Origin of the sequence: Halalkalirubrum salinum (assembly GCF_005543295.1) — an archaeon.
Classification (GTDB): Archaea; Halobacteriota; Halobacteria; order Halobacteriales; family Haloferacaceae; genus Halalkalirubrum; species Halalkalirubrum salinum.
Genome location: NZ_SRSG01000059.1, coordinates 164004 through 185912, shown reverse-complemented (window position 1 = coordinate 185912; position 21909 = coordinate 164004). Strand labels below are relative to the sequence as shown.

Genomic DNA, 21909 nt, shown 5'->3' with positions numbered 1-21909 from the left:
TTCATTATTAGCTGGGCCCCAGCGGACATATATGTACTCTAATGTCGGGGTTTGTACTGCAAAAGCAGCGAAATAGGGGGTAGATTCGCACTAATTTTGAAGACGTGCAACGGGCTATAGTATATAATAAACAATATTAACACTTATATTTGGTATGAGTATCAAAAATACACCAGCAAATAGCTTATTTCTCACACTAGAATTTCACTATCATACCACAACTGTATAGATAGCTCACTGCCTTGTTTTACGGGGACAAGAGCGTATGATAGCCGCATCCAACGCTGTACTGAGCGGTGGGGTCCAACTCGTAGAAACCAGTCTACTGTTATCTCCCGAACTGGCAAGCAGAGCGCAGTTCGGCTGGACGATTACTGTACACATCATCTTTGCGGCGCTCTCGATCGGACTGGCGCCGTTTATTATCTACTTCACCTGGAAAGATGTCACAAGCGACGCGGCAGCCTACACCAGCCTTCGGGAGTTCTGGGTCAGGGTGTTTGCTGTCGGTTTCGTGATGGGGACGGTAACGGGAATCCCGATGAGTTTCCAGTTCGGGACGAACTTCCCGGTGTTCTCTGAGGTCGCCGGTGAGCTAATCGGCGGACCCTTAGCGTTTGAGGCCAAGATGGCCTTCTTTCTCGAGGCTGTCTTCCTCGGTGTCTTGCTATTCGGTCGCGAGCGGGTTTCCGATCGGACCTACATCCTTTCAGCAGTGCTAACCGGCTTTGGAGCATGGCTCTCTGGATTTTGGATTCTCGTCGTCAACGCGTGGATGCAGACGCCACAGGGCTTCGAGCTTATCGATCGCAACGGAATGGAGATTGCCACGCTCACGGACCCGATAGCGGCGTTTTTCACCCCGCGGATGCCGTGGATGTACGTCCACATGATCAACGCGTCAGTGATCTCAGTGACGCTGGTCGTCGCCGGCATCGCTGCCTACTTCGTCTGGCACAACCGCACGTCGAAGGCGTGGAATACCGCCCTCAAAATGGCGGTCGTCCTGCTTTTGATCACTGCGCCGTTTCAGGCGATCCACGGAGACGCCTACGGTCGACACGTCGCCGACACCCAGCCACAGAAGTTCGCCGCCATGGAAGCTCACTACGATACCGGTCAGGCTGATCTCCATCTGATTGCCGTGCCGAAAAGCGTTGACGCACTCACAGATCCGCGGACGGACAACCTCTTTACGATCAGTCTCCCTGCTTTGGGCTCCTTTCTCGCCAGTGGGGGTGATTTCCAAGCCGAGGTTATTGGCTTACACGAGTACGACGACAATCCACCTGTCGCACTTGTCTTCTGGTCGTTCCGCGTAATGGTCGGACTCGGGTTCCTGTTCATTGGCCTTGCTCTCTGGGGTGGGTACTTGCTTCGACAGGGCAGACTCCACGAGAGTACCCGGTACCTTCAGGCGATGATGCTGGCAAGCCCGTTGGGTTTTATCGCCCTGCTAACTGGCTGGTACGTCACTGAAATCGGTCGACAGCCCTGGGTTATTCAGGATGTCCTCAAGACCAACGATGCAGTATCGACCACGCTGACGGGCACCGAAGCGACGGGTACGCTCCTCGCGTTTGTCGTCCTCTATCTCGCCTTGTTGACGGCGTTCGGTTTCGTTCTCAAGTGGCTGATCGAGGCCGAACTCGAACGGATGGGAGTCCGAACGCCTGCGGAGTCTGATCGACCGCAGCTCCCCTGGGTGGGCGGCGATGACTAGTCCCCTGCTGATTCCGGTCGACTCGTATCTCATCGAGTCGCTGCCGACCGTCTGGTTCGGCGTCGTCATGTTCACACTGGCGATGTACGTCGCCCTCGACGGGATGGACTTCGGGATCGGCATGCTGTATGCCACCCGTGACGAGCACGATCGCGAAACACTGCTGTCGGCATTTGGGCCGATCTGGGACGCGAACGAGGTCTGGATTGTCGCCTTTGGGACGACCCTCTTGGCAGCGTTTCCGGCGGTCTACTCGCGGCTGTTGAGCGAGCACTACCTGCTTGCGATCGCGATCGTGATGGCACTGCTCTTTCGCGGTATCGCGCCTGAGCTCCGCGAACAGCGTGAGGACCCTGCGTGGCGCCGACGGTGTGATCAGCTGTTCGTCTTCGGCAGCACCGTCACCCCGTTGCTTCTCGGTACACTGGTCGGCAGTTGGATCTTCGGAACGTCGGTGGTCAGCCTTCCGAGTCTGCTCACCGGCGTCGGCCTCGTTGCGCTCTGTCTGACCAGCGGAGCAGCCTTTCTGGCGGCCAAAACGAGCGGCTCACTGGCCGACACAATGGTTCGATACGGCACTGCGTCGACGGCTGCCTATCTCGGCGGCGTTGTCCTTTTGCTGATAGTTGTCTCCTGGCTCAACCCCTCGAACGTTCGAGCCCTCTTGTGGACACTGCCGGCGATCGCTGTCGTTCTTGCCAGCGTCGTTTTCGGGATCGGTGGGATTGTCGCCGCCAGACAGGGTCGACACCGGCTCTGGTTCGGATCGACCGTCGGGCTCTCGTTTCTCTTAGTCGGGCTTGTCGGCACCCTCCTCTACCCGACGATCTATCCCGAAAGCGGGCTCACCATCGATGCCGTTGTTGTCTCTCCGCTTGCGCTCAACCTGACCACGATCCTCGGGCTTCCCGTCTTATTGCTGGTGCTTTGGTACTTCAGATTCCTGTATCGCACTTTCGCTGGCCCGATCGACAGCGAGTCGAAGGGCTACAGCAGCTAGTCTCGACGCTCCCACAGCGAACGAGGCACGGCTATTTTCGAAGATAACTTTCTCTAGAAAAAGAATTTCGTTGTGTTGTGACTCACATCAATTATTAAGAGACGGAACATATCAGATAATATGACTGGACGGGCACAGAACGTCGGTCGTCGCGATCGGCTCTAAATTGGGGATAAAGAGCGGTTTTATATACTGTAGGTTTCATACATGATAATTTGAGGCGATATTTTATATACGTGTCCAGGATGTTCACGGATAACGGCAGGTGACTTGCCCGGAGGCACCCTCGGTGTGGGTTGGGTGCTTCCTACTGGTGCACTGTCGATACGGAGCAATCATGACAATCAAAACGTTACTCACAGAGGAACGCGCCGTTTCACCCGTCATAGGAGTCATACTCATGGTGGCGATCACCGTAATTTTGGCTGCGGTGATCGGGACCTTCGTGATCGGACTCGGTGATGGGGTTGGGGATACAACGCCGCAGGCATCGTTTGATGTGGAACCAGAAGGAGATAATATTACCTTCACTCACAGAAGTGGCGATTCTATCCCGGTTAATCAGTCATACATTGTTGGGGACGTTTCTGAGAGCGACATTAACGGCATTAATGCTACCGACGTTGACGGCCGAGTACAAATCAATGAAAAACTAACAGCGGGAGAATCACTAAGAGTGGGTAACGTTAGCTCCGGTGAAACGGTCTCATTGGTGTTCGACGATGGAGATCGGTCGACCACACTGGCAAGCGGAGAATCCGAATAAATAACATACTTACGCTATTGATATCTACTTTCGATCGATATCCGATATCGAGTTCCAAGTACTGACGTGTTGAACTGCTGGATTGTCGTCGGATCGAGATCACCGCATACCTACTCAAGATTTCTTTTGATTTAATCAAATGAGTAAGAGTTGCATGAAGAACGATCGATGCAGCAGATCGTCGTAAGGACGGCTCTAACAATCGCACTCACCGATCAAGAACCCGCTTTCACTCGTCACTAAGCCAAATCTTGATTCGTTACGTCCCTATTTTATCTCTCGATGGATGGGCGATCGGTGAAACCCGTCATCTCGGGGTAACAGACACCCATTTTGATATAAATCTACACTCTCAATCACCTCGATCGCTGCCGTAATTTGCTTTTTTGTTGCTGGAATTACCCTCCGTATGCGGTACGAAGTATGTGTCAAAAAATGAGTATTTCAGCATATCCTCATATTAAATATATCTCCCTGCTCGAACACGATGCATATCAGTTACTCAGCGTCTCAGTAGAGTTAAACAGGATGGGCTATTCACAGAACAAAACTGAACAAAATAACGCCGATAAGAACAAGAACAAAACCAACAACAAAGACGGCCTGGGCGACAGCTATAACGGCTTTACCAGAGTCCATAGGTCCACCATCTGTAAGTGATTGATACCCTTTCACGCCCCCCTCAATGACTTCAGCGAGTTCTTCTAATTCTGCCCCACCCTGACTGCTCCCATCTGCATGCTCGTAATTACTCGCGGAGTCTCCTGTTCCGTAGTTTGATTTTGCTTTGTGAATGAACCGTACGGGGGCATCGTCTGGATTCATCCCTATACCTGGCTGATTCTCGTAGTCGTTTTTCAATTTTCGCCACCCGTCCATATCTTCAATACCGCAAGCGAGAGCAATGACATGAGTGTACTCTCTCTGGTATTCTTCAATTTGCCCGCGTAGTTTCTTGGCTTGGTTGTTCGAAAAGTCACGTTTCATCTCAATCCCGATGGCCCCATTGACAACGACATCTCCGTTGACATTGCCGTGTTCACGTTCGACTACAATTTGCTCATTTGCACCGATCATGCTGCTGCCCGAGTTTAGTCGATAATCGAGATACTCCTGCAACTCGTTTTGAAACTTCGACTCGTGACCGTGAGCCTCTGATGGCGTCCATTCCTTGATTGCTGAGACAACATCACTTGCCAACTGTTGATTTGTACCTAACGACATGGATCAATCTTGGAAGAATATATCAACACACACGACTTATTTTTATGGGTGAATTTCTCTCTTCGTTGTAAATCTCAGCATGTACTCTCAGGCAGAGTATGAGACCAAAGAAACCACACTGGAACAGGCACCGATCGATCAAGAGCTACGGGAATCTCGTCGAAGCGAGACAAATTAACTCGCCGGGACTGAGCGAAACCGGAGGTTTCGCGAAGGTCGGCGAGTCCACGAACGACTGACGGAGCGAAGCGACGGAAGAAAGTGAGTGGACTCGCCGGGATTCCGTTACGCTACTTCAAAAAATCCGTTTAATCCCCGTGCTGTCAGGCGATTAGTCCGCCAGTCGTTGTGGTAATGCAACAGACAGTAGTGACACCGGAGGATAAATTCTATGCTTCTCTCGGGTTCCCTCGCTCACCCGAGTTGTGACTCCATGTATTCAATTGCCGTCCAAATATCGATGACACGGATGCGTCCTTCGTAGTATGAGTTCTCGATGACGCCAGTGATCGCTCGTTCAGCGTTTCGGTCGTCCATCAGAATCCCGACGGAGCCGTGTGGCGTAGAGCCGAGAAGCATCACCCCGACTGCCGGCAGTTCCGAGTCCGTCTTTCGCAGCTCGTCGGGGTTCGTCTGTTCGAACGCTGCCAACCGCTCGTGAACCCGATCCATGACTTCGCCGGCACGCGGTCCATCGTGTACTCGGACCCCTAGTTGGAGTTCACCTGCGAGAGTGATCCACTCCGTCGTGTCCGCTCGGTCCACCCAATCGACGCTGATGTAGCCACGCTGTTCGGTGAGTTCTTCGACGACACCACTACTCAAGTACAGCTCTCGGTCTTCGGCCTGGACGTACTGGACGAACGTCTGGTAGGGCTCACTTCCCGCCCCACCGATCGTCCGGAGAAAGCTCGTATCGAGGATGAGCGCAGTCGGAAACGGCGACGGATGCGGCTCACTCATCGCTGCGCTGGTACGGTGCCTGCTCGATCGCCCGGTCGTGGACGTCTACGTCGAACGTGACGTCGTCGAGCGTCGGATCGTGGTCTTTCACCACGGCGATGATCCGCTCGATCGCCTGTGTAACTGCGATGGCCTCTACAGCAGGGACGTCAAGGTCATCCGCGACGCCGCGGCGTGTCGTGTTGCCTTTCAGGTAGTCGATTGTCGCCGTGACGGCGGGGGCGAGTGCTGCCTTCCCGTGACGGTCAACGAACAGTTCGAGGTCATCATCGACGCTGGTGGCCCCGTAGACGGCGATGATAACTGGACCGAGTTCGAGCGTCGTTTCGTCCGTCCAGTTGCCGCTCACAGGGTCGGCACGCCAGAGGGCCGATCCGTCCTCGTATTCGTCGAGTTCAGTTGCGACTCCCAACTCGGCCAGCGTGTTGGCATACTTGTACGCAGTGCTTTTCGAGCATCCCTGGCGCTCACGGGCCGCGGTGACCGCCGTCGGGGAGTTGATCAGCAGATCCGTGTAGAACCGGGCGAGTTCGGGAGTTCCCAACAATTTTTGGAAGGCAAAAAACCGGCGAGCAGTGTGTGCCGCGTCCGGTGAGTACGTGATAGGTGGAGCGTCAGACATAGTTCATAGTACGCGAACTATAATCTAAAGCGTTTCGGAGATTACCACTTCCGACCCACTCGGTGTGCTTGTCAGTCTGTCCCGTTGACCGAGTGATTATTTTGACTGTCTCCGAGTCGAAGACTGCGAATCCAGGCCAGCGATGACCCCCGTCACGACTCGTAACGAATTCTCACCGAATCAGTAATGACATACTCAGTGGGCGGTAGAGAATCTGAATCTCCCGAAAATAGCGGATAAGGCAAAAGTGGGCTCGCCGGGACCGAGCGAACGCGAAGCATTCGCGAGGGTTGGCGAGGGAATGAGTCGAACGAAGTGAGACGAATGGACTCGCCGGGATTTGAACCCGGGGCCTCTTCCTTGCGAAGGAAGCGATCTGCCACTGATCTACGAGCCCTCACAAAAATAGAGCCGACGTCAATACTTGTAGCTTCTGTTTTAGCCGTCGTATGCGGTGCTGTGTCCCGATCGCCGCACATCTAACAGCCCAACACGACCAGCGACCAATCCGAGCAGCAACCCGGTAAAGTGCGCGATGAGTGCAACCCCCGGCTGGCCCGTGGCGATCGTCACACCCAGTGCCACAACCGCAAACAGCGCGAGCTGGGCGCGTCCAGACAGCTCGATCGATCGGAACACCGTCCGCGAAACCGTATTCCCCGCGAGCAGGTACCCCAGCAGCCCGAAGATCGCGCCACTGGCACCGAGCACTGCCACGGGTCCCCGGAGGAGCCCGCCGATCGTCACCTCCGCGATACCGGCGAGCATCCCGACGCTGAGAAAGAACACGTGAAAACGGGCGCGTGTCGTTCGCCGCTCGACGAGCAGGCCGAACACCAACAGCGCAACCATGTTCGCGACGTAGTGGCCGAGCCCTGCGTGGGCGTACACGCTCGTCACGATCGAAAGCGGGTTGACCGCCACGGGGCCGGTCAGCGCGAACAGCCCTGTCGCGATCGGAGAACTGAACAACCCGAGTATCGATTGCACGACGAAGACGACCGTACAAACAACAAGCACCTCGATCGTCGGGCTGCGAGCCATACAGCACGTAGGCTGTGTATCCAGTAAAAGCGATCGCCGGGAGCCTCGGCTGCATGTCTCCCAAACACGACCATGCTCGAGGAGTGTCCAACGTCGAGCGCTATCGCAGTCGCTCCGAAGCTAAAAGAAAAGAAATCGAAGCGAGGTGTGATACACCTTAGCGCCGTGTGAGCTGAGTGGCCGCGACTCGATCGCAGCCGGCAGTCGATCTCAGTCTTCGAGGACGATCTCGATGCTCACGTCGTTTGGCACTTGGATACGCATGAGCTGTCTGAGCGCGCGTTCGTCCGCGTCGATGTCGACGAGACGCTTGTGAACGCGCATCTCCCAGTGCTCCCACGTCGCGGTCCCTTCGCCGTCGGGTGACTTGCGCGCAGGGATCTCCAGCGTCTTCGTCGGCAGCGGGATCGGTCCGCTCAGGCTGACGCCTGTCTTCTCGGCGATCTCGCGCACATCGTCGCAGATGTTGTCGAGGTCCTCGGGGCTGGTTCCCGCGAGGCGAACGCGTGCTTGCTGCATTTATCGCTCGTTGACTTCGAGCACTTTGCCGGCTGCGATGGTCTGTCCCATGTCACGGACAGCGAAGCTGCCGAGCTCTGGGATCTCGCTGGACGGCTCGATGCTGAGCGGTTTCTGCGGTCGCACGGTGACGATCGCGGCGTCGCCGGACTGGATGAAGTCCGGATTCTCTTCGGCGACCTCGCCGGAGGCGGGGTCGAGCTTCTGATCGATCGACTCGATCGTACACGCAACCTGTGCGGTGTGCGCGTGGAAGACCGGCGTGTAACCAGCGGTGATGACGCTTGGGTGCTGCATCACGACGAGCTGGGCCGTGAAGGTCTCGGCGACCTTTGGCGGGTCGTCGGCGGGACCACAGACGTCACCGCGACGGATGTCGTCCTTGCCGATCCCACGGACATTGAATCCGACGTTGTCGCCGGGGCCGGCCTGCGGGACCTCTTCGTGGTGCATCTCGACTGTCTTGACCTCGCCGCCGACGTCCGACGGCTGGAAGGAGACGTTGTCACCGGGGCTCATCGTCCCAGTCTCGATTCGTCCGACAGGGACGGTCCCAATACCGGAGATCGTGTAGACGTCCTGAATCGGCAGCCGAAGCGGCGCGTCCGTCGGCGGCTCGACCTCTGGCAGGTCATTGAGTGCTTCCAAGAGAGTTGGGCCGTCGTACCAGCCCGTGCTCTCGGATGCTTCGGAGATGTTGTCGCCCTCGAATGCCGAGATCGGGATGAAGGTGGTCTCGTCGCTAAACCGAACCTGCTTGAGGAGCTGGTTGACCTCCTCTTTGACGTCTTCGAAGGTGTCCTCGCTGTAGTCGACGAGGTCCATCTTGTTGACGCCGATGATGAGTTCGTTGATTCCGAGCGTCCGTGCCAGGAACACGTGCTCGCGGGTCTGCGGCGCGACACCGTCGTCTGCGGCGACGACGAGGACCGCGTTGTCTGCCTGGGAGGCGCCCGTGATCATGTTCTTCACGAAGTCACGGTGGCCCGGACAGTCGACGATCGTGAAGTAGTATGTATCCGTGTCGAATTCCTGGTGGGCGATGTCGATCGTGACACCGCGCTCTCGCTCTTCCGCCAGGTTGTCCATCACGTACGCGAACTCGAAGCCGCCTTTGCCCTTCTCTTCGGCTTCTTCGCGGTGCTGTTCAATTACGTGCTCGGGGACCGATCCTGTCTCGAAGAGGAGTCGGCCCACGAGCGTACTCTTGCCGTGGTCAACGTGGCCGATAATGGCCAAGTTCTGGTGTGGTTTGTCACTCATGGTATGTCACGCGCTAAGGCGCTCTGTGGGGATCTTTCGGCTGTTTACCCTAAAACCATTTCGATACGACCCCTCGATCACCCGCTCGCCGTCTTGCGGTTTGTGGACTGTTGTCGCATGCGGGGGTGACACACGACGCGGAGTCTGTTCTGACCGCGATTCGAGACAGTGACAACACCGCAACCCAACCTCGTGAAGTACCTCGGGGTCAAGCCCCGAGGTTTCACCGTCTTGGGTTTGCACCGCACCCGCAGGCGAATTTAATTCCTCCCGACCTTCTCCGGTTGGAGTCGGCTGGAATTAACACTCGAACACGCCGATGTGTCCGTGGGAGTCGGTCGCTCCACCACGACCCGACAACTCCCGTCTCACGCCCAATGGACGGTTTTGAGAGGAGTCGCAATTCCAAACCAACGACCAGCAAAGAACTAGAGGTCATCTAGTTCATACTTTGAGATGTTTGTTTCTGGTCGTTGTCAGTGTATTATAGCTCGAATCTCTTAAATTGTTTAATATTGTGACGGCATTCACTCTCGGGGTCAAGCCCCGAGGCACTCTGCCTGCTTTCTCTGTAGACTCAAAACAGCCGACCGACGTCAGAAAGCACCGCCGTTGCGGTTTCTGGACCGCCCGCACCGCGACCGCTGATGTTCAGCTGTCCGGCGTGTTCGGTTTCAAGTTGGACGATATTTTGGGTTCCACTCACCGCGAGCGTCCCGTTTTCGGGGATCAGCCGCGGCCCGACACGGACTGCCCCCGGAGAAGCTTCACCAACAAGCCGGACAGTCCGGCCGGACTCCGCGGCCAACTCAAGCGCGCTGCCGGGGACGTTCGTGATCCCCTCGACAGTCGCATCCGAGAGCGTGAACTCCCGATCGCCCTGGCCCAACACGTTCGCCAGGATAACACACTTGAGCGCGGCGTCTGTCCCTTCGACGTCGAAGGTCGGATCAGCTTCCGCGACGCCCAGATCCTGGGCTTCCGCGAGGACGTGCTCATAATCGAGTCCCTCTGCGGCCATCCGGGTGAGAATGAAGTTCGCGGTTCCGTTGAGCACACCGCGTGCGGCCGTGATATTCGTCGCACCAACGTCTTCGATCGTCGAGAGCGCCGGAATCGCGCCCCCGACTGTCGCTTCAAACCGAATATCGCCCTCACTGGCATCGACGAGATCCATGAGGTCACCGTAGCGCTCTGCGACAGGGCCTTTATTTGCCAACACGGCGTGACGATCGCGTTCGAGCGCCGCCTCGACGTGTGAAAACCCGGGTTCGGCGTCCCCGAGCGTTGTCGGTGTCGCCTCGATGAGAACGTCGTATGCTGCGTCCAACGCCGCCTCAGGCGTCTCATTCCCAACGCTCCCTGTTTCATCTTTCCGGTCGAGCACAGCCTCGGCGTCAAGCCCCTCACTGTCGATCGCCGCACTCGAAGAATCAGCGACTGCGGTCACCGAGTAGCCGTACTCACCGGCAAGTTCGACGACCGAGCGCCCGACTGCGCCAGCGCCAATCACCGCGAGCCGACCGGTCATCGGCTCCCCTCCGTGAGCGGTTCAACCACGTGCAGGTCTTTCCCGTCAGCGATCGACCGAAGCGTCGACAGCGTCTCTTCGGTGGTTCCCGATCGAGCGGCCAACCGTAACAGCGCGCTCGAGGCCTCCTCGGTCCCCTTCGGGGCAGACAACGAGAGGTCTTTCAGCGACGCGTTCGCGCAGGCTTCGATCTTTTGTAAAGTATCCGAGAGATCGGTGTCGACGAGATGGCCGACGAGCAACACTGTGAGCTCCTCGTCGTACCGCTCGGTCCCTGCCTGGATCACGTTCACGCCCTCCCCACGCAGGGCATCGACGATCGTCTCGAACTGGTGGGGCGCACACGAGAAGTCGATCTCAACCGGAATGTGTCCCCGTGGGGTGAGGTTCCCCCGTTCGTGGTAGATCGACATGAGGTTCCCACCGTTCTCGGAGATGGGTTTGAGTGCTCGTAGCAGTTCACCCGGCTCGTCGACGAGTTCGAGGCGAACGGTGTGGGTCTGAGTCTCGGTTCGATCCGTCGCGGTCATCGGTGTCCCTCCGTTGGCAATCGCGGCGGTGTTGTGGATCCCGACGCGTCGCGTGAGAGCTCCGGCTCGATACGTCGGGTGGCGGGTCGTAGCTGCCTCCACATGTACTATGGATGTATATTTCCGTTGGCTATAAGACTTCGTCGAAGGCGAATCGTGTTAAAAAATGCGACACCAATTGGCAGGCAGGGCCAACGCACCGATCGATCGCTGTGAGTGCGGGCGCTCAGATGTAGTCGACCGACGGCGGCAGCTCGAGCTTCATGCCCTTGCGCTCTCTGATTTCGGTGATCTTGTCAATCTGGAGGTTATCGGACATGACACGGAATCCGGCGTTCTCGGTGTTCCAGGACGCACGGCCCTCAGTCGCAGAGCGGACGTCTGAGGAGAACCCGATCATCTCTTCGACCGGGGCGATTCCTTCGATCACCATCAAATCACCCTCCTGGTACATGTCGTCGACGCGACCGCGTCGACCCTGAATCTCGCCAGAGGCCGATCCCATGTACTCGGACGGAACGTCGATCCGGACGTTCTGAATCGGCTCGAGCAGCTTGATCTTCGCGTCGATGAGCGATCGGTGCACGGCGTCTCGAACCGCGGGGATCACCTGTGCGGGCCCACGGTGGATCGTGTCCTCGTGCAGCCGAGCGTCGTGCAGCCGAAGCAACGCACCCTGGACCGGCTCGGCGGCCAACGGGCCGTTGTCGAGGGCTTCTTCGAGTCCCTCGATGACGAGTTCCATCGTCTCGTTGAGGTGCTGAATCCCCTTCGTGTCGTCGATGAGAATGTTCGTCTTGAACATGTGCTCGACATTCTGGGAGGTGTCTTTGTCCATGCCGGCCTCCTGGAGCGCTTCACGTCGTTCGAGTTCGGGCATGTCCATCGAGACGTTCCCGAGTTTGATCTCGTCGACGATATCCTGGCTCAGCGGCTCCGCCGTGATGTAGAACTTGTTGTGGCGGTTTGGCGAGACACCCTCGACCTCGCGGGACTGCTGTTGAGGTTGTTCGCGGTAGACGACGATCGGTTCGCCGGTGTGGACCGGAATGCCCTGGTTGTCACGGATTCGCTGGGTGATGACCTCCAGGTGGAGCTCGCCCTGTCCGCTGATCAGGTGCTCGCCGGTATCCTCGTTGATCTCGATCCGGATCGTTGGATCCTCCTTTGCGACCTGCTGGAGAATCTCGATGAGCTTCGGCAGGTCGTCCATCTTCGTCGCCTCGACGCTTTTGGTGATGACCGGCTCGGAGATGTGCTCGATCGACTCGAACGGCGTCATCTCCACGGATGAGACCGTCGAGCCGGCGATCGCGTCTCGCAGCCCGGTCACTGCGGCGATGTTACCGGCGGGAACGCGCTCGACCTCCTCGCGCTCACCGCCCATGAAGATCCCAACCGACTGGACGCGGTTTTTGCCTGCGGTCCCAGAGACGTACAGCTCCTGGCCTTTCTCGATCGTGCCCGAAAAGAGCCGCCCGGTCGCGATTTCGCCGGCGTGAGGGTCCATTGAGATATCTGTTGACATAAAGACGACTTCTCCGTCATCGTCGACGAGCCGCATCGATTCGGCCAACTCGCTTTCGCTGTCGCCGCGCCAGATCGTTGGGATCCGGCGTGGCTGAGCGTCGAGCGGATTCGGGAAATGCTCGGCGACCATGTCGAGGACGACGTCCGACAGCGGCGTCGCCTCGTGGAGCTCCTGGCGCTGGTCATTTTGTTCCATCTCGATGACTTCGCCGAAGGAGATCCCGGTCTCTTGCATCGACGGCATCGAGACGCCCCACTTGTACAGGGCGGACCCGAAGGCGACGGTGCCGTCTTCGACGGAGACCGTCCAGTCGTAGTCTTTCTCCTCTGTCATCCCGCGGATGAGCTCATTCACGTCGCGGATGACGTCGAGGAGCCGCTGTTGCATCTCTTCGGGACCCTCTTGGAGTTCGTTGATGAGTCGATCGACCTTGTTGATGAACAGTGCCGGCTTGACACCTTCCCGAAGTGCCTGTCGAACGACAGTCTCGGTCTGTGGCATCGCGCCCTCGACAGCGTCAACAACAACAAGTGCCCCGTCGACCGCCCGCATTGCGCGAGTCACGTCACCGCCGAAGTCAACGTGACCCGGCGTGTCGATGAGGTTGATAAGGTGGTTTGTGTCCTCCCACTCGTGGGTCATCGACACATTCGCTGCGTCGATCGTGATCCCACGCTCTTGTTCGTCCTCTTTCGTATCCATCGCGAGCTGTTGACCCGCGGTGTCGTCCGAAATCATGCCCGCCCCGGCGAGGAGGTTGTCCGAAAGCGTCGTTTTGCCGTGGTCGACGTGAGCAGCGATGGCAATGTTCCGGATATTCTCCGGGTTGTCCATCAGCTTCTCACACTCTTGTACAATCTTCTTTCGTCGGCCCATTATACAGTCCTTTACCGGCAGGAGGGTCAAAAGGATAGTGTTTCTCCGTTCTTTGATTCGGCCGAATACGCGGGATACACCCGGATTTCTCCCAGATATGTGTGCAACAAGGTCGCACACGATCGCACTCCATTCCCCGACACGTTGCCGCAAGCTGGTCTCACGGAAGAATAATACGTCCACAATCCATGATACTAATACACATGGATGTCCGAGTGTTGGGGCAGGTGCCGCCAGATCCGTTTCTCAGTGCGGCGGACCTGCTTACTACAGAACGCGATCTACAACTTCCAGTGCACGTCCGTATCCGAGAGGATCCCGACGTCCGCACGTGGGCAGCTCACTACCCCGATCGGCACGTCCTGAATATCTCCAGACAGGCCGCAACGAGCGTCATGGCGCGTGAACTCGCCTTACACGAGTACGCCCACATGGCCCGTTACGAGGAGGAACACCCCTCCCACATCCAATCGGTGGAAGAGGCGCTGTTTTTGGGATTGACTGGCGAGTCGATCGAACGCCGCAAACTTACCCACTGCTACCAGATCGCAAACCATATGAAAGACATCTACGCTGACGACATCACCCTCTCGCTTGCGCCAGCAACGAAGCTCGTCTGCTTCCTCGAATCGCAGCTCGCCGCCGCTGTCGCTGACCGACCACGTCCGGGACCACGTCCAGATTCGACGCCAGAAACGCCGGGATCAGATCCCGAAATCACCGCCGTCAATGCCGCATTCGCGCTTGCGCTCGTCGAGCGCCACAGCGTCGTCGATCGCTCCCACCGGCTGTACGACCTCGCTCACGCTGCCGCTGACGACGCGCCATCCGTTGATGTCTCGGCGTTCAAACGACGGTTCCGATCGCTCGGTGACGACCCGACAGAAAGCGAGTACCGGAAGTCGCTCGTAGATGTGACCCGCGAGTACGCGACTGGCGTCGCTGCTGACTGATCGGAGCAAAAAGACAAAAAGACAAAGAGAATAGAATCTGCGACGTTAGCGGGCTGCAGCGGCAACGCGCTCGCGCTCTTCCCTCTGGGCGATCGCGTACGCCTGCACGTCGTAGTCTGCCGCGCCAATGATCTGTTGAGCCAGCGCGTCGCTCGCGCTCGTCGTTGTTTTGTAGCTCGCACTCGCGGTTCCGTCCGCGAGGAACTTCAGCGCCTGGTCGACGCGACGCTGGGGGGCCACGTCGACTGCCTTCGGCACCGAGATTCCACCGTATTTCAGCCGAACGGTCTCCTCTCGCGGTGCGGCGTTTTCGACCGCCCGAACGAGCACTTGGACAGGGTTCTCTTCGGTCCGCTCGTGGACCGTCTCGAAAGCGTCGTGGACGATTCCGACGGCCTTCTGTTTCTTCCCGGAGTTATCCTCGCTTTGCATCAGCCGGTTGATAAGCCGCTCGACGACCGAGATCTCGGACTTCTCGAACTGCTTGTTGGCGTGTCGGCCCATCGTGTGTGCGATCGGCGTCACGTTCAGGTACCGTTTGGTGCTCGGATCCGTGTACTCGATCTCTGAGACGTCCCAGACGTCGAATAACAGTGCGTTCGAGGAGGCGGTCTCCTCGGATTCTTCGTCGGCTTCGGGTTCTGGCTCGGGAGCTTCGCTTTCTGCCATCTTATCTCACCGGCTTCTCGGCGTTCCCACGGACGAGTTCGATCATCGAGACACCGTTGACTTTCTCGACCTTATAGTTCACTCCCGAGAGGTCGCCCATTGCGCGACCCTTCGCGCCGCCGATCCCGGCGATCGTCACTTCGTCGTGTTCGTCGATGAAGCTAATCGCGCCGTCACCGGGACAGAACGCGGTGACCTGCTTGCCGTTTTTGATCAGCTGGACCCGAACGCACTTTCGAATCGCCGAGTTGGGCTGTTTCGCCTCGATACCGACTTTTTCGAGGACGATACCGCGGCCCTGTGGTGCACCTTCGAGGGGATCTGACTTCTTTTTGAGCCCACGCTCTCGGCGAGCGTACTCCGAATCTGACCACCGACGCTTCTGGCGGTCCTGTTTGAGCTTACGGGCGGCGTATTTGCCGTTTGCCATAGTACCTACGCGTTTCCGACCGAGCTACTTAAGCCTCCCTTTTTGAATCCACCAAAACGTGTCGAGATCGCTTCTTAGGGTGCGCTACGGCGATCTGAGTCCGTTTCGGTAACACAAGAATTCCGCGTGGACCGATCGAGTGCCGACAAGAGCCGCGTTCGAGACCAGAAACGTCGTCGTTTCAGCTCACAGGTCTGTTGTGCGCGCGTTCTCAATCGCGTCGTGGTTCACGTTAGCTGAATGTCGTCGATATCGTAGTGACGTCGTGCGAGTCGCCGTGCAGTTTCGATATTACGCCCGTCTCGACCGATCGCAACGCCCCGATCGGCCTCTGGAACCTCAACGAACGCGACGTTCCCGTTCTGTTCTGAGATCGTCATGCCGCGAACCGCGGCGGGTGCGAGCGCGCTCTCGATGAACGCCTCGCGGGTGTCCGCGTCTTCGACGAGTTCGATCGAGCGACTGACCTTCCGCTCGAAGCGTTTGACGGTCTTGCCGCCGGGACCGATCGCGTCGGCCATCTCGCCGGCAGGGATCACGAACACGAGTCGATCGCTCTCGACGAGACAATCACGGGGGCTGACGCCGGTCTCTTGATCGAACAGCCCGATGAACCGCATCGCCTCGTCCGAAAGCGTGACTCGCATCAGTCGTCTGCAGGCTTGCCGCCGTCGGTGCTGATCGAGCCCATCCGGAGCTTCACGTCGCCAGTCCCGATCGACACCGGCTTGCCGACGATCACATTCTCGATGACGCCGTCGAGTCTGTCGGCCTTGCCGTGGATCGCCGCCGACAGGAGGTGGTTCACCGTCACCTCGAACGCCGCCCGCGCGAGCACCGAATCCTTCGATCCGGAGATGCCGTGACGACCGATCGACTCGATCGTCCCGCGGTTGGTCATGATATCTGCGACGAGCATCATGTGTCTGACGTTCACGTCGTCAAGCCCCTGCTCTTCGAGCGTGTTGACAGTCTCGTTAATAATGGCTTCGCGGGCTGCCTCGATTCCGAGATTCTTGTGGATCTCGTGGATGTTGTTACACGTCGTCCGGGAGGCGTCGACGCCCTCGATCGCGAGCACGTCGCCGAACGCCGATCCCTCGGTGTACAGCACGAACTCTTCTGTGCCGTCGTCGAGTTGCTCTTTGCGGATCACGACGCGCGTGACCTCCTCGATGCCTTTGAACACGACATCTCGGAGCTGTTCGACGAGCTGGAGGAGTTCGCGGTAGCTCGGCTCGCTCGGGCCGAACTCGATTGCCGTCCCGCTGCGACGAGTGTCTACCCCAAGTGCATCCTCGATCGTCTCGGCGATCTCGGACGCAACAACGCCCGCATCGTCAACTGTCGGCCACCGCTCAAGAAGGGTGTCCTCGTTGAGATCGACCCGAACGACCATATCGGCGACGTTCGTCGAGACGTCACCCAGCGCGAGAATTTTCGTCGATTCAATCGACCAGACGACCTCGTGAGCCCGCTCGCGATCGATCGCGTACTCGTCTTCGAGGTAGACGGTCATCATCGGCGTGTCCGGCGTCTTCCGCGCGTCGACCAACTCAATGAGCCGCGGTAGGCCCTGGGTCACGTCGATCTCGGCGACACCCGCGTAGTGGAAGGTGTTCATCGTATTGTGTGTGACAACACCCTGGGCAGTCGTGAATGTCTCTAAGCCCTCGACGGAGAAGTCGTAGACGTACGGGTGGTCACTCTCGACGCGATCGATCGATTCGATGCGCTCCCAGACAACATCTCCAGCGATCGCTTGTTCGATGGCATCCATCGCATCTAATCCATCTACGGCTTCCTCACTCTCAACGCGATCGGCGAGCCGCTCAAGTCTTCGGCGACCAATGCGCTGGCGCTTCGTGGCGCTGTTGATCTGTCTCTTGGGGATTCCAGCTGCGTCTGCAACTTCTCGTAAGACGTTTCCGAAGTTCGGTATCTGGTCCGTGCTGTCCGCAGCATCTGGATCAACGGACTCTACAAGTACTCTTAGTTGGTCGCCACGGTCACCAACTACTGGCACGTGTTCAGCAAACGTCGGAGCGTACTTTTTCGGGATACGCAGTGTCGTCGAATTATCCTGTGAGCCGAGGGTTGCGTACACATCAAACCGTGCAAGGAGTAAGGAGATCCCGTGAATCAACTGTTCAGACGTCGAACTCGCCCGAATTGCACTTTTTGATATATTTCCATCTCCACCGAAGTACCCTGCGAGCAGGCCAGAAACGAACTCATCTGTTGCTCCAAATGCAACTGACGGGACGACTTTCTGCCCGTCTTTTGTCGCGATCGAACGAAGGACGTCCGCGAGCACAGTCCCGTTGAGCCGAATATCGTATCCGGTCGAGAATCCGCTTGTGTTCTCGTACTCGTTCCGACTCAGGTCGAACCGATCGCCAAATGCTCGAATTCGGTCCTGATATTCGGGATCGATGTTGGAGATCGACGTATAGTACTCTGTACAGTTCCCCTCCGCGAGCCAAGCACCAACAAAGAATCCAGTCTCTTCATCAAGCGGGAAGGACTGTGGAAGACCAACTGTGCCTCCTTTCGGATACACGTAATCCGTCTTCAGTGTACCCTCAGACAGTGCCTGACGCTTATTTCGAAGTTGGTCGGATCCACCAGGAACAGCGTCGACACCGCCGTCTGTCAGTGTGGACGTAAACCAGTACGAATCACTTGGGAGGGCCGATCGGAGATCGATCTCTGTTGTCGGTTCAGTAGTATCGTAGGATCCAATAACAGGCAACCAATCACCAGCATTGAGATCGTCACCGGAAACTGGAACGACCCGATTCTCCTCACGGGTAACAAACGAGTGCGACTTGGTCGCTCTAATCGTCCGACCCGACTCGAGGCCGATTTCGAGTAATTCGTCTGGTGTTTCGTGTCGGCTCACTTCTTCGACTGGTTTCCAGTCGGTCTTTTCATCCTCGCGGAGACTCAGAACTTCTACACCAGTTGGTGCGAGACCGACCTCGTGATCTTCGATCGATCGGGTCTCTGTTCCTGCCAGAATTCCGTCGACAAATGGGCCAATTTCAGTAACAGCTGTATCCCCGTTTTGCCGGACGATTACCTTCTCGTCGTACGGAATCGACATCTGCGTTCCGGGTTCACCGATCGACTGCGCCGACACCGTTCCGACCGGATCGAGTGCGTCGACCCGCGTATCGTTGTACTGTGAGGACACCGCCCGCGCGATCTCGTCGGCTTGCTCTGTCGTGACACCGCCGCGTTCGTCGATGACCTCGTAGACGCGATCTTTCAGCCGTCGCGGCAGGTCAGCATCTTCGACGATCGCTTCAATGTCGGCAGTGACGTATTCGTACTCAGTCATCGGATTCCACCTCCTCGTAGCCGCGCGGCTCAGCATACTCTGAGAGGTTCGTCGGCGGCTCCTGGCGGCCGAGGAATGCCTCCTTTTCCGCGTCGGAGTCGAACTCCGCCTCGACGATCCGATCGGCGATCCCCTCGACGTCGATCTCGTGATCGGCCGACGAAGACACCCGAACCGGCGAGGTGCCGTCCTCACCGTACTCGAACTGGACAACCGTCCCGGAGGTGTCCCGGACGGTGCCGTCGTACTGTGCTTCCAGTTCCGACAGCGCGTTGATGAGCCGCCGCTGGAGGTACCCGGACTTCGAGGTCCGGACCGCCGTGTCGACAAGCCCCTCGCGGCCACCCATCGCGTGGAAGAAGAACTCCCGCGGCGTCAACCCGCCACGATAGGAATTCTCCACGAAGCCGTGTGCCTCCGCGGAGAGATCGTCCGCCTGGTAGTGTGCGAGGGTCCGATCCTCGTACCCACGGTTGATTCGCTCGCCGCGAACCGCCTGCTGGCCGACACAGCCAGCCATCTGCGTGAGGTTCAACATCGACCCACGCGCGCCCGATCGGGCCATCACGACCGCTGGGTTGTCCTCGGTGAAGTGGTCTTCCGCGATCTCGCCGGCGGAGTCACGAGCCTTTCCGAGCGTCTGCATGATCTTCATCTCCAGCGTCTCATCGACCGTTCGTCCCGGCAGCGATTCGAGTTCGCCGTTGCGGTACGTCTCGATGAGCCCCTCGATCCGTTCGTAAGCGTTCGCGATCGCTTCGTCGACCTGTTCGTCGGCCGCCGGCGGAATCGACTCGTCGTCGATCCCGATCGAGAACCCAAAGTGCATGATCGCACGCATCGCGAGCGAGGCGATCTCGTTGACAAAGATCCGGGCCCGTCGCTCCGAGTAGTTCTTGACGAGTGTGTCGACGATCTCACCGCCGAACGCGCCGACGGCGTCCTCGTCGATCGTCCCTGAGACGAGCGTGCCGTTCTCGATGAGCACTGTATCGCCCGCCGAGGAGGTGAACTCGAGGTGAAGATCCTCCGGCAACAGGAGCGAAAAGATCGTCCGTCCCGTCCAGTAGGGTTCGCCCACCTCGTCGGTGCCGTCAGCGCCAGGCAGTTCGTCGACTCGGGTTGCCCGAAGCAAGTCAAGCGCCTGCGTCTCGGAGAACTCGGGGTTCTCGTGGGTCAACAGATACGTTCCCGAAATGTGGTCCTGGATTGCCCCAATAATGTTCTCGCCGAATCGCGGGCTAAGGATCTGCTCTTGAACGCGCATGAGCACGCGTGCCTCCGCGCGGGCCTCCTCAGTCTGCAGGGCGTGGAGGTTCATCTCGTCGCCGTCGAAGTCAGCGTTGTACGGCGGACAGACGACGGTGTTGAGCCGGAACGTCTTGTACGGCATCACGACGACCTCGTGGGCCATGATACTCATCCGGTGCAGCGACGGCTGGCGGTTGAAGATCACAATATCTCCGTCGACCAGGTGGCGGTTGACCTCCCAGCCGGCTTCGACTTTCGTCGCCAGCTCTTCACAGTTCTTTTGAGTGACCTTCAGGCGACGGCCATCAGGACGTTTGACATAGTTCGATCCCGGGTGCCGGTCGGGACCGTTGCTAACGTACTGTCTGGCCTCCTCGATATTCCGATCGGTGACGTTGATCGTGATCGTCATCTCCGTAGCGACACGGTCTGGAATCCCGACCTCGTTGAGACTCAACGTCGGGTCCGGACTGATTACAGTCCGCGCGGAGAAGTTGACGCGTTTCCCCGACAGCGAGCCGCGGAACCGGCCTTCCTTGCCTTTCAAGCGCTGGCTGAGGGTCTTTAGCGGCCGACCCGATCGGTGACGCGCGGGCGGTGTACCCGAAATCTCGTTGTCGATGAACGTCGTGACGTGGTACTGCAACAGCTCCCAGAGGTCCTCGATAATCAGTTGCGGCGCACCGGCCTCGCGGTTCTCCATGAATCGCTGATTGATCCGAATGATATCGACCAGTTTGTGCGTCAGGTCGTCCTCGGATCGCTGGCCGTTGTCGAGGGTGATCGATGGCCGTGTCGTCACCGGTGGGACCGGCAAGACGGTGAGAATAATCCACTCTGGACGCGATTTCTCTGAATCGATCCCGAGAACCTCGATGTCCTCATCAGGGATGTCTTCGAACCAATCGCGAATGTCCGAGGGCATGAGCTTGTTCATGTCCTCTTCAGTCAGATCAATCCCGAGCGCCTTCTCGAGAGAGCGACGATCTTCCTTTCGTGGCCGGAACTCGCCGGCGAGGATCTCGTTGACCCGTTGCAAGGAGAGATCAGCCTCCTCAGCCAGCTCTTGGGGAGCCATCCCAACGTCGTCCTCGTCGTCGGGATCGGGCTGCATCGCCTCGGCGATCAGCTCGGAGTACTCGCCTGAGAGGACGTTCTGGACTTCGTAGTAAGTCGTCGGCTTCTCGTGTTTGATGTCCGCCTGCGGCTCGCCACAGTTCGGACACGTCGAAGACTTCCGCGCCTGTCGGACGGCAGCTTTCAGCACGTCGTCGGGGTCTTCGTTGATTTCTTCAGCACGGATGAGCCGATCGCGGAACTCTTCTTTGGCCTCCTCGGACATCGTGAGCCGCCCGCAGTTGCGACACGTCGCCCGCAGTAGCCGGCGAATGAGTTTCGTGAATCCGACGTGGATAACGGGTGCGGCCAGCTCGATGTGGCCGAAGTGCCCGTTACACGAGCCTGAATGTCGCCCGCACGTCCGACACTCCAAGCCGGGGTCGATAACACCCAGCCGCGGGTCCATGAGGCCCATGTCGATCGGATAACCGTCGTCGTCGTAGGTATCCGCGGTAATGACCTTCGTCGCGGACATGTCTCGATACGTCTCGGGGTCCATCAGCCCGAAGCTGATCCCGCCGATTTCTTTTGGTGATTGCATTGACATAT

19 protein-coding genes and 1 tRNA gene are annotated in these 21909 nt (G+C 58.1%); 4 read left to right on the top strand and 16 right to left on the bottom strand.

The features are described from left to right. Positions 1–265: 265 nt before the first annotated feature. From E5K03_RS16310 to E5K03_RS16300, 3 genes are all read left to right on the top strand, one after another. Positions 266–1723, top strand: a complete 1458-nt coding sequence (locus E5K03_RS16310; RefSeq protein ID WP_138007859.1) for a cytochrome ubiquinol oxidase subunit I — start codon at positions 266–268, stop codon at positions 1721–1723. After that, positions 1716–2723 (top strand): cytochrome d ubiquinol oxidase subunit II, encoded by a 1008-nt coding sequence (locus E5K03_RS16305; protein WP_138007858.1) that lies wholly within the window; start codon positions 1716–1718, stop codon positions 2721–2723. The genes E5K03_RS16310 and E5K03_RS16305 overlap by 8 nt, the downstream gene beginning before the upstream one ends. 337 nt (positions 2724–3060) lie before the next feature. Further along, positions 3061–3489, top strand: coding sequence for a type IV pilin (locus tag E5K03_RS16300; protein WP_138007857.1), 429 nt, complete (start codon positions 3061–3063; stop codon positions 3487–3489). Between the two features lie 14 nt (positions 3490–3503). On the opposite strand, the gene E5K03_RS18040 is transcribed toward E5K03_RS16300, so the two are convergent. The 11 genes from E5K03_RS18040 to E5K03_RS16245 all read right to left on the bottom strand — a co-directional run bounded on the left by E5K03_RS18040 (position 3504) and on the right by E5K03_RS16245 (position 13592). Then, positions 3504–3572, bottom strand: a complete 69-nt coding sequence (locus E5K03_RS18040; protein ID WP_449267304.1) for a hypothetical protein — start codon at positions 3570–3572, stop codon at positions 3504–3506. A gap of 454 nt (positions 3573–4026) precedes the next feature. After that, entirely contained in the window at positions 4027–4713 is a 687-nt protein-coding gene (locus E5K03_RS16290; protein ID WP_138007856.1) for a hypothetical protein, read from the bottom strand. Positions 4714–5127: 414 nt separating this feature from the next. Continuing rightward, positions 5128–5676 (bottom strand): hypothetical protein, encoded by a 549-nt coding sequence (locus tag E5K03_RS16285; RefSeq protein WP_138007855.1) that lies wholly within the window; start codon positions 5674–5676, stop codon positions 5128–5130. Continuing rightward, complete coding sequence (locus E5K03_RS16280) at positions 5669–6298, bottom strand: DUF7437 domain-containing protein (protein ID WP_205743023.1); 630 nt, start codon at positions 6296–6298, stop codon at positions 5669–5671. The genes E5K03_RS16285 and E5K03_RS16280 overlap by 8 nt, the downstream gene beginning before the upstream one ends. 325 nt (positions 6299–6623) lie before the next feature. Further along, positions 6624–6695: transfer RNA gene (locus tag E5K03_RS16275), tRNA-Ala, on the bottom strand. 41 nt (positions 6696–6736) lie between these two features. Further along, positions 6737–7342 carry a rhomboid family intramembrane serine protease gene (locus E5K03_RS16270; RefSeq protein ID WP_138007854.1) on the bottom strand — a complete coding sequence of 202 codons (606 nt, stop codon included), beginning with the start codon at positions 7340–7342 and terminating at the stop codon, positions 6737–6739. 210 nt (positions 7343–7552) lie between these two features. Further along, the gene (gene rpsJ, locus E5K03_RS16265; protein WP_137197842.1) at positions 7553–7861 is read right to left on the bottom strand and encodes a 30S ribosomal protein S10; all 309 of its coding nucleotides are present in this window, start codon (positions 7859–7861) and stop codon (positions 7553–7555) included. Continuing rightward, the gene (tuf, locus tag E5K03_RS16260) at positions 7862–9124 is read right to left on the bottom strand and encodes a translation elongation factor EF-1 subunit alpha (protein WP_138007853.1); all 1263 of its coding nucleotides are present in this window, start codon (positions 9122–9124) and stop codon (positions 7862–7864) included. Between the two features lie 577 nt (positions 9125–9701). Next, positions 9702–10655: a homoserine dehydrogenase gene (locus tag E5K03_RS16255; RefSeq protein ID WP_138007852.1), complete on the bottom strand. Its 954-nt coding sequence runs from the start codon at positions 10653–10655 to the stop codon at positions 9702–9704. After that, positions 10652–11185, bottom strand: a complete 534-nt coding sequence (locus E5K03_RS16250) for an amino acid-binding protein (protein ID WP_138007851.1) — start codon at positions 11183–11185, stop codon at positions 10652–10654. Before E5K03_RS16250 ends, E5K03_RS16255 begins: the two co-directional genes overlap by 4 nt. Before the next feature lie 226 nt (positions 11186–11411). Beyond that, a complete protein-coding gene (locus tag E5K03_RS16245; protein WP_138007850.1) occupies positions 11412–13592 on the bottom strand; it encodes an elongation factor EF-2 in 2181 nt (726 codons plus the stop codon). Positions 13593–13795: 203 nt separating this feature from the next. Between E5K03_RS16245 and E5K03_RS16240 the strand changes: the two genes are divergently transcribed. Further along, complete coding sequence (locus E5K03_RS16240) at positions 13796–14545, top strand: DUF5781 family protein (protein WP_138007849.1); 750 nt, start codon at positions 13796–13798, stop codon at positions 14543–14545. Positions 14546–14590: 45 nt separating this feature from the next. Here the strand turns inward: E5K03_RS16240 and E5K03_RS16235 are convergent, their stop codons facing one another. From E5K03_RS16235 to E5K03_RS16215, 5 genes are all read right to left on the bottom strand, one after another. Next, positions 14591–15214: a 30S ribosomal protein S7 gene (locus E5K03_RS16235; RefSeq protein ID WP_138007848.1), complete on the bottom strand. Its 624-nt coding sequence runs from the start codon at positions 15212–15214 to the stop codon at positions 14591–14593. Between the two features lies 1 nt (position 15215). After that, positions 15216–15644: a 30S ribosomal protein S12 gene (locus E5K03_RS16230; protein WP_021073582.1), complete on the bottom strand. Its 429-nt coding sequence runs from the start codon at positions 15642–15644 to the stop codon at positions 15216–15218. A gap of 227 nt (positions 15645–15871) precedes the next feature. Next, a complete protein-coding gene (locus tag E5K03_RS16225; RefSeq protein WP_138007847.1) occupies positions 15872–16291 on the bottom strand; it encodes a NusA-like transcription termination signal-binding factor in 420 nt (139 codons plus the stop codon). Beyond that, a complete protein-coding gene (locus E5K03_RS16220; protein ID WP_138007846.1) occupies positions 16291–18990 on the bottom strand; it encodes a DNA-directed RNA polymerase subunit A'' in 2700 nt (899 codons plus the stop codon). Before E5K03_RS16220 ends, E5K03_RS16225 begins: the two co-directional genes overlap by 1 nt. Continuing rightward, positions 18983–21901, bottom strand: coding sequence for a DNA-directed RNA polymerase subunit A' (locus E5K03_RS16215; protein WP_138007987.1), 2919 nt, complete (start codon positions 21899–21901; stop codon positions 18983–18985). Before E5K03_RS16215 ends, E5K03_RS16220 begins: the two co-directional genes overlap by 8 nt. Positions 21902–21909 lie beyond the last annotated feature (8 nt).

Excerpts from the sequence above, each read along its gene's own strand:
- E5K03_RS16310 (WP_138007859.1), top strand. The coding sequence starts at position 266 with ATGATAGCCGCATCCAACGCTGTACTGAGCGGTGGGGTCCAACTCGTA.
- E5K03_RS16305 (WP_138007858.1), top strand. The coding sequence starts at position 1,716 with ATGACTAGTCCCCTGCTGATTCCGGTCGACTCGTATCTCATCGAGTCG.
- E5K03_RS16300 (WP_138007857.1), top strand. The coding sequence starts at position 3,061 with ATGACAATCAAAACGTTACTCACAGAGGAACGCGCCGTTTCACCCGTC.
- E5K03_RS16290 (WP_138007856.1), bottom strand. The coding sequence starts at position 4,713 with ATGTCGTTAGGTACAAATCAACAGTTGGCAAGTGATGTTGTCTCAGCA.
- E5K03_RS16285 (WP_138007855.1), bottom strand. The coding sequence starts at position 5,676 with ATGAGTGAGCCGCATCCGTCGCCGTTTCCGACTGCGCTCATCCTCGAT.
- E5K03_RS16280 (WP_205743023.1), bottom strand. The coding sequence starts at position 6,298 with ATGTCTGACGCTCCACCTATCACGTACTCACCGGACGCGGCACACACT.
- E5K03_RS16270 (WP_138007854.1), bottom strand. The coding sequence starts at position 7,342 with ATGGCTCGCAGCCCGACGATCGAGGTGCTTGTTGTTTGTACGGTCGTC.
- rpsJ (WP_137197842.1), bottom strand. The coding sequence starts at position 7,861 with ATGCAGCAAGCACGCGTTCGCCTCGCGGGAACCAGCCCCGAGGACCTC.
- tuf (WP_138007853.1), bottom strand. The coding sequence starts at position 9,124 with ATGAGTGACAAACCACACCAGAACTTGGCCATTATCGGCCACGTTGAC.
- E5K03_RS16255 (WP_138007852.1), bottom strand. The coding sequence starts at position 10,655 with ATGACCGGTCGGCTCGCGGTGATTGGCGCTGGCGCAGTCGGGCGCTCG.
- E5K03_RS16250 (WP_138007851.1), bottom strand. The coding sequence starts at position 11,185 with ATGACCGCGACGGATCGAACCGAGACTCAGACCCACACCGTTCGCCTC.
- E5K03_RS16245 (WP_138007850.1), bottom strand. The coding sequence starts at position 13,592 with ATGGGCCGACGAAAGAAGATTGTACAAGAGTGTGAGAAGCTGATGGAC.
- E5K03_RS16240 (WP_138007849.1), top strand. The coding sequence starts at position 13,796 with ATGGATGTCCGAGTGTTGGGGCAGGTGCCGCCAGATCCGTTTCTCAGT.
- E5K03_RS16235 (WP_138007848.1), bottom strand. The coding sequence starts at position 15,214 with ATGGCAGAAAGCGAAGCTCCCGAGCCAGAACCCGAAGCCGACGAAGAA.
- E5K03_RS16230 (WP_021073582.1), bottom strand. The coding sequence starts at position 15,644 with ATGGCAAACGGCAAATACGCCGCCCGTAAGCTCAAACAGGACCGCCAG.
- E5K03_RS16225 (WP_138007847.1), bottom strand. The coding sequence starts at position 16,291 with ATGCGAGTCACGCTTTCGGACGAGGCGATGCGGTTCATCGGGCTGTTC.
- E5K03_RS16220 (WP_138007846.1), bottom strand. The coding sequence starts at position 18,990 with ATGACTGAGTACGAATACGTCACTGCCGACATTGAAGCGATCGTCGAA.
- E5K03_RS16215 (WP_138007987.1), bottom strand. The coding sequence starts at position 21,901 with ATGCAATCACCAAAAGAAATCGGCGGGATCAGCTTCGGGCTGATGGAC.